Here is an 11,811-nt window from a genome sequence, read left to right as displayed (position 1 = left end):
AGTTTTAACGAACGAAAGCACAGTTTTTACATTTTATTATTACCCTGAAATGATATTAATGGGCACTATAAGGGGATCGCGGGGTATCTGGTTAGATCAAGCGATTGAAAGGGATTATTTTCGCTACGAGTGCAAAAATTTGATCATGTAGAGCAGGATGAGGAGATGCTATTCTTTAAAGCGACAAGCAAATAATGTTTACAATAAACTTTCATAAGAATACAGTCAGTTTTTATTGATATGACCGAATTTTAAGGACAATTATTATTCAATTCTAATACTAAGGTGGCTGATTTTATCGGTTGCCTTTTTTGAACCTCGGCCGATCTGCACAAATGTGGAGAACCGAACCCTATGAGGTGCCGTTACGGTATGCTAAAATAATTTGTACCTATGTGGTGAGTTATTTTTGACAAAAATGCTTTTTCTTATCAGGTTTTGGGGTCGTGAATTAAGCATGAAATTTTGCGGTCGCCAATCGATAGGCCAATAAAGCGAGTTGCGCACTGTATTATTTAACCTTCAGGCTAGCAGTTAACTAAATTATTATTTATAATTAGTCTAATTAGTTTTAATTAAACATCAAATAGTAGTATATTCGGCTCCATAAATTTTTTATGGAATGAAATCTATACATATTGCTGTAGCGATGTTATCGCTTACCGGTGTCGCCAATGCACAGACAGCCAGTATCTTTGGAAAGATTACGACTTTGGATGGCAATCCAGCGGAATCGGTCAACCTAACCATTAAGGGAACGAACAGACAGACACAGACAGATAAAAATGGTCACTACAAATTTGAACGCCTAAAACCGGGGAGCTATCAGCTTGTCACGAGTTTTACGGGTTTAAACTCAATTGAAAAAACAGTAACCGTTGAAGGCAATAAGCCGACCGTGCTTGATTTTGTCCTCAATGAAAACTACGCGCAGTTGCAGGAGGTACTCGTATCTGCATTCAAATCCAACCGTACGGTAAGCTCTGTCGCCAAAATGCCGCTGAGCAATCTCGAAAACCCACAGGTGTACAGTACAGTCTCTCATGAAGTAATGAAGCAGCAGGCCATTACCAATTTTGATGACGCTTTGCTGCGCAATGTATCGGGTATAAGCCGTACCTGGGAATCGACAGGACGGGGTGGCGATGGTGGCGCTTATTTTTCGCTACGGGGTTTTGAGGCCCAGAGCAATTTGGTCAATGGGCTTCCGGGCTTGTCGAGCGGTATCCTGGACCCGGCCGGTGTAGAGGAAATACAGGTGCTCAAAGGGCCTTCGGGAACGCTTTTTGGCGCTAGTTTTTACGGTTACGGTGGTGTGATCAATACCATCACCAAAAAACCTTATTTTGATTTTGGTGGTGAAGTGGCCTACAACTATGGCAGCAACGACCTGCATCGCGCAACCTTAGATCTCAACTCACCGCTAAATAAAAATAAGACGATCGTACTCCGGATCAATTCGGCTTTCCACCGCGAGCATAGTTTTCAGGATGCGGGTTTTAAAAACTCGTTCTACTTTGCGCCCTCACTGACCTATAAGGTCAATGACAGGCTGACGGTCAACCTGATGGCCGAGCTACTCGATATGAAACGGGCTGTTGCGCCGGTTTTCTTCCACTCGGACCGTGTTGCTCCGTTGACCTTTAAAAATATTGCCGAACTCAACCTCAATCCAAAACTTTCCTTTACAAGCAACGATCTGTCCATTAAAAATCCACGGTCCAATGTGCAGGGCGAGGTGCTGTACAAGATCAATGAGCAATGGAATTCACAGACTGTAGTCTCCATGAGCAATGTGAAGTCTGATGGGATTTACAGCTATATCTGGGGAAATCAGCCCGGTGATAGCTTTTTTGACCAGTACTTCCACAATGAAAACCAGAAGACCCGAACCTTTGATATACAGCAGAATTTTAACGGCGACTTTAAGCTGGCCGGTCTGAGAAACAGGCTTTTGGTCGGGGTCGACTATTTTTCCCGCGATGTAAAGGATCATGGTTCGGGCTGGGCACTGGGACGTCGGGTAAATCCGCAGGGACTGATCAAGGGGCCACTGGATGGCAATGGCAAGGAGCTGACGACGGTTCCGATGAACAGGCAGGCGATAGACCAGCTACTGGCGGGGACCGACGCGGGCGACCCTTCGCATATCAAAAGCAGTTCGTTCAGTGTATATGCCTCGGACTTATTGGATCTGACCGACCGCCTTTCGCTGATGGCGAGTTTGCGTGCCGATTACTTTGATTCAAAAGGGGAGGTTTCCAATGCAGACGATAATTATAGCCAATGGGCACTTTCGCCAAAATTGGGCTTGGTCTATCAGGTGGTAAAAGACCGCGTCTCGCTCTTTGCCAATTATATGAATGCATTCTACAATGTTGCGCCCAGTATCGTATACGATGCCAATAATGTCAAGACCGGAGTACAGTCCTTCAAGCCGGAGCGGGCCAACCAATGGGAACTCGGCACCAAGGCGAGTCTGATCAAGGATAGACTGTGGACAACACTGGCCCTGTATGATATTAGGGTTGCCAATCGGGTGTATAGCACTCCCACAGGTTCCATACAGGGTGGAAAGGTCGAGAGTAAGGGATTTGATTTTGACGTCGAAGCAATACCGTACGCTGGTTTTTCGGTCAAAGCAGGATTCAGTTACAACCATATTGCCATCATCTCCGGAAACGGAAATGATTTCTACAACGAAAAGGGACGTGCTCCGGGTGGACAGGGACCGAGTACACTGGGTAATCTCTGGGGATCGTACCAGATTCAGAACGGTAAACTCAAAAATCTGGGCTTTGGCCTAGGCGGTAACTATGCTGGCAAATACAAAGTCATCGACAATAGCGTAACCGGAGTGTTTGAGCTCCCGAGCTATGCGCTTTTAAATGGCAGCGTATACTACTCGTTTAACAAATTCAGGGTCAATTTTAACCTCAATAATATAAACAACAAGCAGTATTACATTGGCTACTGGTCTGTCAATCCACAGCAGCGCAGAAATTTTGTGGCGACGGTTTCCTACCGATTGTAATCGGGGATAAAGATAAAATGGATATCATATTTATTGAAATTTATTTGGAATTATTCTAAATAAAACTTAATTTTAGATCAAACTTAAAATTTGTTGTTTCGTAAAATCAAAGACTAGTCGTGAGACTAGTCTTTTTTTGTCGCTTGCAGAAAGACCTTTCTGTGAAAATTCTTATGTTTGAATAACCTGTCATGCTGGCTTTAGTAGGGCTCAGATGATACTTATAAAAAAAAATCTTAATAGACAATCTACCCTATGAAAAAACGAATCCTCTCTTTGATTTTATTGTTATTTGCACTGAAAACAATAGCCAATGGTAGCAAAGAAAAAGAGATTGATTCCATCTTAAACCAAACGAAAGAGCTCCATGTGGCAGCAAAAATGGCTCCCCAACTGGAATCAGCTATGAAAGCTCTTGATTTGTCCATTGAATATGGTTATGATGAAGGAAAAGCAAAAGCTCATTTTTGGGCAGCAGACGCACTTTCGAATATTGGATTGTTTAAGGAGGCATTTAGCCACCTCCAACAGATTCAAACGACAGATTATTACAAGAAAGAGAACTCCTTGCAATCCGAAACGCATCGCTTAAAAGGACGGGTGTATTTGGGACTAAGGTTATTGCGCCAAGCGATTCGAGAATTTCATCTCCAAATAGCATCTACCGGTAGCTTGAAGGGTGAAATACAAATAAAATCCTATTTACATGCATACGGAAATTTAAGTACAGCATATGATTGGCTGGGACAGGCGGATTCTGTATTGAAATATAGCCAATTTCAGTTGGATATATTACCCAAGTTGCATGGAAAAGATTCAGCGATGATCGGTTTAGGCGTTTATGATGATCTTGGGACATTGTATACCAAGAAAGGGGATTTTGCAAAAGCAAAATTTTATCTTGAAAAGTCGCTGGAATTGATTGAGCAGAATAAAATTCCCATATACTTTAATACATATACTTACCTGGGCAACTTAGAGCAAGAGAAAGGGAATATTAAAGAAGCATTGCCTTATTTTTATAAAAGCCTGGCCAACATGCAGGCAGTTGGCGATCGAAATGCCATGCGAAACCAATACAAGTTTCTAGCGGAGTATTATCAATACTACAAGTTGGGCGCCAATAAAGCCAGTGAATATAATATTCATTATAATCAGCTCAATGATTCGCTAGAGAACGAAAATAAACAAGTATTGGATATTGTGCTCAACCAGATCTTGAAATCAAAAGATGTAGAGTCTGCTACAAAGGTTTCAAAATCAGTAGCCTTTTCAATCATGGCCTTCGTGTTGCTCGTTATCGCAATTACATTTTTTATAAGACGCTCTAGACACAACCGAAAGGTCCTGGCCGAGAAAGAAGGGGCCTTACAGGAAACGGAGAATACAAATAGAGCGCTGACCGAACAGATTGGAGAAAATAAATTCAATAACCTGGTCGATCTGGCCAAAAGTAATAATCCCGAATTTTTGATCTTGTTTACCGATTTGTACCCCGAGTTTATTCAAGCTTTAAAAACACTTGACGCAAATCTTAGAAGTACCGAATTGGAGTTTTGCGCAATGGCCTTTCTCAACTTTTCGACAAAAAATATTTCGGAATATACCTTTGTGACAATACGGGCGGTGCAGGTCCGTAAAAATAGGCTGCGTAAGAAATTCGATATCCCTTCGGAGGTGGATTTCAATAATTGGATGCGTGAGCTGGTGGATAAGATCGATCAGCCAGAGGTACTCGAGTAACTCTCGGGCTTGCATTACCGATTTCACGACGCCGTTAGCTTGGATGGATTGCTTTTAATTTAAAATATTATTTAAATTAGAGGGTAAATAACCCGGTAAACTATATAAATCCTGAGCTATGCTAAAAAAGATGAGCTGTGTCTTTTTCTTGTGCATCCTGTCACTGAGCTGTACTTTTGCACAAAGCCCTTCGCTTTCAAGTGGTTTTGTAACCTTGGTCGTTAAGGTTAGGGGCGATAAGAATGTGAAAGATCTCGATCTGCCTATTCCGTTTATGAGCAATCCCTTCCAACAGGATAAACCATTGCCATTTAAACAAGTAAATGATTCTACATTAATGGCATCAGCCTATTCCTTTGGACCTTCTGCGGTCTATATGCGGCTAAATGGACAATACCTTGCTTTTATGCTAGTACCAAAACAGGTAGGCACGTTAACCGTTGATATTCAGAATGGTGAAAACAGCGGTTTACATTATCAGGGGCCGTTTAAGGAGATTTTTGACAATTCGGCAAAGCAGGAAAAATTGCTGATGGGCTTGTTTACTTATCCAAGCGATAAAAAAAATATAAAAACACCATTTAAATCAGCCAATGATTTTAAAAGATATCTTTTGGGCCAGACGGAAGAGATGACAAAGAAACTGATCGCAGATACAACTTCGGGATTCCTCAGGGAATACTATACCCGACTCGTTGAAGGTTTTCAGGTACCAAGCTTTCTTTTAAATTATGCAGCTACTGTGTATGAGCACAATAAAAATGCTGGACTGGATTCTACCAAGTTTCCGATGGTACCAACACGGGATATTTCGTTTTACAGCGATATCCTTAACCCCAGGTATCAGGATACGATGAGTCTCTATTATTCTGTGTATTCGAATGTTCAGGCTGCTATCCTACAAGATACGCTATTACATCTTCCAGATATTACAGCGGTTGGGCCTAGAGCCTTCAGAACACAGTTGCAGCAGCGCTTTGATCCTATATTTAAAGGGCAGGGCAACCTGTTTTATGAGATGACAACAGCAAGTGCCTTTGTTCAAAAGATGAACAAGGGTTATCTGTTAAGTCCACAAGATAAATACGATATAACAAATAGTTTTACAATTAAAGACCTGGGCGAATATCTTCTTTATCAGGATGAACAAAATGTGCTCCTAAAACAGCAATCTAATTCAAAGGTCTCGATGTTTCCTTTCGCAGTCGACAAAGAGGAGGTTATTGAAGAGTTGATCAAACCCTATCGGGGGAAAGTGGTGCTGGTCGATTTGTGGGCGACCTGGTGTGGTCCCTGCATTGCATCTTTTCCTGAAATGGAAAAGGTAAAGAAACAGTATAGCGATCGCGATGATGTGGTATTTGTGTATGTGACGGATGAAAGCTCCGATCGCAAAAAATTCCAGGAGTTTACAAATCTGCTGGAAGGCGATCATTATTACCTCTATAAAAAACAATTTGCAGCAATTATCAAACAGTTTGACTATGCTATTCCGAGCTATCTGGTTTTTGATAAAGCAGGAAACTTATCCGATCGTGCTGTCTTCCCCGAGAACAAGACTGAGGCTGCCAAATCCTGGATAGAAAAGGCGCTGAATAAATAGGGAATACAACACTACTTTCCGTTGCGGGAGTCATCATCATGGCTCCCTTCAAATTGTCTGTTCTTTATAAACAGCTGATAGGGTCCATGGTTATTGACACACCACCATCGACCTTTGTCTGATAGGGCACCTATTCCAACTTATTTTGCATTTGGTGTAAAACAAAGGCAAGCCTTCGACAAAAAATAAACTGGGTACGCCGATATTGGCTGAAGTTACAATTCAGGGAAATAAAGTGCCAAGCCTTAAGATAAGTAATTCGGATAAACTTATCCTGTTTTCATTCCTTTCTGATAATATTTTGTCGATATTTGTTTTCGAATAAACCAAAAACTTTCATAGTATCAATGAACCATATAGGGGTATCGGATGATATAGGGTTGATTTAAATAATGATATTTTCCAAGCTACGATTTATGTTCACAAAGAAATATATAAGACAATTATTGTACTTATTAGGCTTGTTTTTGTTGAGTATTGGAGTTCATGCTCAATCTACCTCAAAATCATTTATTAATATTTCTGTCGATAAGGGCTTGTCACAGAGTACAGTATTTGCTATTACACAAGATACACTTGGGTTTATTTGGGTCGGTACGCAGGATGGGCTCAATCGTTACGACGGCAAAACTTTCACCATCTATAAACCATCAAAAGACGATAAGTCAAGTATAGGCTCATATTATATATTTTCTTTATTTGTAGATCGCAGCGGAAAGCTCTGGGTAGGAGGCAATGGAGGTGTTAGTGTGTACAATTCGAATACAAATAGTTTTAAGAATTATACCCTAAATCCCGAGCCTGGCGAATGGTATGTTACCAACATCATCCAGGATAAGTCGGGAGATATCTGGGCCTCCACCAACACAGGCGAAATTTATCGATATGATCCTAAAAATGACCTGTTCAAAGCGTTAAAACCCAATGTGCATGCCTATGGAGCCAAAGGAATATACAGCATTGCGATGGTGGGTAAAGAATTGCTGCTCGGTACTGAAAATGGTCTCTTCTTTTATGACGTGCAATCGGGAAAGACAAGACCTCTGGCAACTCCATTCGGAAATCTTTGGGTGAATTATTTTTATAGCGATGGCCCTTTCCTATGGATCGGAACCGAGGGCAAAGGACTCTTGCGATTAGATACCCGAAATCTTCAATTCCTGAATTTTCTCCGAATTCCTATGAACGGCCATAGTATTGCAGATAATAATATCCGTGGTATAACGAAAGATGTAAGTGGAAAACTGTGGATCGGAACTTTTGGGGGACTGTCCATTTTTGATGGAATCGGCAATTTTGAAAATTATTATCATCATGCCAATTCACCCCTAACATTAAGCCAAAACTCTGTACGTTGTATCTTCCGCGACAGACAGGGAGGCATGTGGCTGGGTACGTATTATGGAGGCTTGAATTATTTTCATAACGATCACATTAGCTTTAATCTACTTTCTCAGAATACCGGTAATGCGGTATTGAACGATAAGGTAGTGAATGTCATTAAAGAGGATAAAACTGGAAACTTTTGGATTGGAACAAATGACAAAGGTGTCGATTACTGGCAACCGAAAGAAAATGTCATTCGCCATTTTGCATATCAAGAAACCGGGGGATCCATTAGTTCCAATAATATCAAAGCGATAGAATTTGGTACCGATGGTAAAATTCTATTGGGTACGCATAATAGTGGTCTCAATATACTGGATCCAAAAACCGGCTACTGCCGTGTGTTTAAACACAGTCCGAATAATTCTCAAAGTATCTCGGGTGATATGGTCTATGCACTGCTGAAGGATCATAGCGGTAAAATTTGGGTTGGAACGAAGACCGGCCTTGATCTATTTGACGAGAACAGTGCTGAATTTAATGAATTTAAGGCGGATAAATCTGGGGTTCAATTGAGTTCGACAGAAATTAACTTTCTGATGGAAGACAGTAAAAAGAGGCTTTGGATTGGTACCAATAACGGAGTGAATCGCTATAATCTGGTGAGCAATAGGTTCGAACAGCTCGCTAATAGCACACTGAGCAATGACGTGGTTAACTGTATCGCTGAAGATAAAAAAGGACGGATTTGGATCGGTACCCGGGATGGTCTAAATCTTTTTGATGAAGTAAAACATTCCTTCATCAACTATAAAGCCAGACCGGACTTTGCAAAAGGGACCATTAATAGTATACTCCCTGATGAAGGGGGAGACCTTTGGCTGGGACTTAGTAGTGGCTTGATCAAATATAATACTGATGCAAGACAGCGTGTTTACTTCGATGGCCTGCATACTCTACAAAATACACAGCTCAATTTGAATGCGGCCTGTAGGGCCAAAACGGGGATGATGTTGTTTGGAGGAATTAATGGTATTACCTATTTCTATCCTAAATCCATCAGTCATGCACCTTTAAAGTTAAGAATAGCGTTTACAGGCCTGGAGTTGTTTAATAAAACAATTTCAGTCGGAGATGGGAGCAATATTTTGGTTCAGCAGCTCGATGCTGTTCATACGTTGGAATTTAGTCATGAACAGAAACAATTTACAATTTTCTTCAATACATTCAATTTTATAGCTCCGAATAGTACTAAATATAACTATAAGCTAGAGGGGTATGATCTGGAATGGCAGCAAGCTGAAAATATTCCGAAGGCCAGCTACGCCAATCTACCGGCTGGTAAATATGTCTTTCACGTGAAAGCCACCGGCTCGCAGGGGGAGCAGAGCCCGGAGCGCTCCTTAGAAATTATAATAAAACCAATCTGGTACAAAACAAGTTGGTTTTACTTATTCGTCACAATTGCGGTGGCAGCAGCGGGTTATATTATCTATCGTATCCTTATTGAACGGGTACAGGCTAAGCATCAGCTTAAATTGGAACGGATACAACGGGAAAAAAACAATTACCTGAACAAGGTGAAAATGGATTTCTTTACCAATGTTTCTCACGAACTTAGGACACCACTTTCCTTGATTATGGCACCCTTGGAAGAAATACTTGCACGACCGACGCTGGATAGGAAGATGAGACAAAGTCATGAGCTGATTATGCGCAATACAAAAAGGCTTTTTGATATGGTGAATCAATTGCTCGATTTTCGGAAAACAGAACTGGGAACGCGAAAACTACAGGTGGCCAAATTGGATGTCGTTGCTTTGACGGCACAGGTTTGCCATTCTTTTACTCCGCTATCGGCTAAACAACATATTGACTTTACATTTGACACAGCTCTTGATTCTTTGGTCTGTTATATCGATCGTATTGCGGTAGAGAGTATGCTCTATAACCTATTGTCTAATGCGTTCAAATATTCGGCTGCTGGAGATTCCGTTCGCGTCGAGCTGGAAGCAGATGACGTACAGGTTATTATCCGGGTGAAAGATACGGGGAGAGGAATGGCGAATGAACATCTGCACAAAATATTTGAAAGTTTCTATCAGATCGATCAGAAGGAAATGAATTTGGGCTCAGGTGTTGGTTTGGCTTTCACCAAAAGTCTGGTCGATTTGCATCACGGGGAGATCAAAGTCAGTAGCGAATTGGGAAAGGGCAGTGTGTTTATCATCAGCTTACCCTTGGCCGACGAATGCTACGCACAGGATATACAGGATGTCGATACGCAGGAAACAAATCGGGATCAAACTCACCATAGCTCAACAGAAGAGGAGGACAGATCGGAGCTGGATGTTCCTGCCATAGCAACAGAAACAAAGGACAAAGAAGTATTGATGATTGTCGACGACAACCGTGAAATTGTGACTTACTTAGCGGAATATTTTGGACAAAATTATACCGTCATAACGGCATTTGATGGTAAGGAGGCATTGGCGCTATTGGCCGACCGACATCCCGATGCAATTATCAGTGATGTCATGATGCCCGAAATGGATGGATTGCATTTTTGTAAAAAAATTAAACAGAATATTCAGACAAGTCATATACCGATCATACTACTTACGGCAAAATCGGAGATTTCGCAGCAGCTTAAGGGCTTTGAAATGGGGGCCGATGATTATATTTTAAAGCCTTTTTCTATCGCCTTGTTGGACGCAAAAGTGAGATCAATGTTGCGTACACGCGACCGTTTAAGGGAATATTATAAAAACACAGGGGAAATAGAACCAGAGAAACTGACGTTCAATCACTTGGATCAGGAGTTTTTGGAAAAAGCAATAGCGATCGTCGAATCTAATCTGGATGAGTATAATTTTTCTGTCGAAATACTCAGTCAACAATTGGGAATGAGCCGCACAAATCTATATTTGAAGATCAAAGCCATCACTGGTGATACCGTGACCGCAATGATAAAACGAATACGCTTAAAGAAGGCTGTGGAACTGCTGCAGGAAAGGAAGTATACTTTATCGGAAATTGCGTATAAATGTGGATTCAATACACCATCTTATTTTTCTACAACATTTAAGCAATTTTATGGTTGTATGCCTTCGGAGTATTTGGAAAGGCAAGGGGAAGATAGGTCGGATTCCTAAAGAAAAAGCCGCTTTGTGTCGAATGGTCCAAAGCGGCTTTTTTTATTTTACGCGTGCTAATGCAAACGATATATCTTTATATCATCGTGATAAATAATGCGGGTGGGAACTTCGGGAGGTGTACTGTTGGGCTGTGATGCCGGTAAGTAAAGTCCCCATTTGAGGTATCCCGATGGGGTAGGACCAGTTACAGCTTGATTAAACGTGGCGATATTATTAATCTCCCATTTTAGTGTATAAGCCGACTCACCCTGCAGTCTACAATAGACTTTATAGTAACCTGTTGTGTCGGTGGTCATCTTTGCATCAATACGGATATCGATCCATTGGTTGATATATGGGCGAAAATCGTTTATAATCTTTGGTTCAATATTGGCATATGGAAGGCGGAAAGTGATTGTATTCCGCTTTACATTGAGATACCAGGCGGGATTTCCACCACCGTTTTGCTTGCCCTGAAAGATAATGGCACCATTTGCAGCCCAAGCTGTGGTGTAAGGTACCCAATCTTTTAACAGAAAACTGGTTTCAAATCGGCGTTCGTCGCCATTGTAATATTTTCCATCATCAAATAACTGGGAGGTCGCAGCCTCACTGCGCCAATGATTGTCCGAAAAGTAGCTGCTATCACCAACAACGACTTTATGGGCTATGGCATAATCCCCAGTTCGGCCTGAGCTAACTACATATTCGGCACTGTCAGCGCTGGCATGTGTCGTGGTTAGGTCGGGGATGCCAGAGTTTTTGGTTCCTGATTCATAATTGACATCCACCAGAAGTGTCGTAGAGTCGGAAGCCGGAGCAAGATTTGTGCTAAGCTTTAATCTCGCTGGAGGTTCTTCCAGTGTGACCACCGACTTAGAACAAGAGCTGCCAATGAGCAAGATGAGCGCCATACTGCCCAATCTTTTTAAATGTAGGAATTGATTTTTCATGTGTTACATAATTTA

The 11,811-nt window shown here is 41.5% G+C and carries 5 protein-coding genes; 4 read left to right on the top strand and 1 reads right to left on the bottom strand.

What is annotated here, in order from left to right:
* Nucleotides 1–622 precede the first annotated feature (622 nt).
* From GVK91_RS08755 to GVK91_RS08740, 4 genes are all read left to right on the top strand, one after another.
* A complete protein-coding gene (locus GVK91_RS08755) occupies nucleotides 623–3,034 on the top strand; it encodes a TonB-dependent receptor (protein ID WP_153847840.1) in 2,412 nt (803 codons plus the stop codon).
* Between the two features lie 255 nt (nucleotides 3,035–3,289).
* Nucleotides 3,290–4,777, top strand: a complete 1,488-nt coding sequence (locus tag GVK91_RS08750; protein WP_159727951.1) for a tetratricopeptide repeat protein — start codon at nucleotides 3,290–3,292, stop codon at nucleotides 4,775–4,777.
* Between the two features lie 118 nt (nucleotides 4,778–4,895).
* The gene (locus GVK91_RS08745; RefSeq protein ID WP_159727949.1) at nucleotides 4,896–6,380 is read left to right on the top strand and encodes a TlpA disulfide reductase family protein; all 1,485 of its coding nucleotides are present in this window, start codon (nucleotides 4,896–4,898) and stop codon (nucleotides 6,378–6,380) included.
* A gap of 416 nt (nucleotides 6,381–6,796) precedes the next feature.
* The gene (locus GVK91_RS08740; RefSeq protein WP_235032832.1) at nucleotides 6,797–10,861 is read left to right on the top strand and encodes a two-component regulator propeller domain-containing protein; all 4,065 of its coding nucleotides are present in this window, start codon (nucleotides 6,797–6,799) and stop codon (nucleotides 10,859–10,861) included.
* Nucleotides 10,862–10,917: 56 nt separating this feature from the next.
* Here the strand turns inward: GVK91_RS08740 and GVK91_RS08735 are convergent, their stop codons facing one another.
* Nucleotides 10,918–11,796, bottom strand: a complete 879-nt coding sequence (locus GVK91_RS08735) for a heparin lyase I family protein (RefSeq protein WP_159727947.1) — start codon at nucleotides 11,794–11,796, stop codon at nucleotides 10,918–10,920.
* Nucleotides 11,797–11,811 lie beyond the last annotated feature (15 nt).

Source organism: Sphingobacterium sp. 18053 (assembly GCF_902706145.1).
GTDB classification, from domain to species: Bacteria; Bacteroidota; Bacteroidia; order Sphingobacteriales; family Sphingobacteriaceae; genus Sphingobacterium; species Sphingobacterium paramultivorum.
Note: the sequence above shows the minus strand (reverse complement) of the source record. Positions and strands in the feature narration are given on the sequence as shown.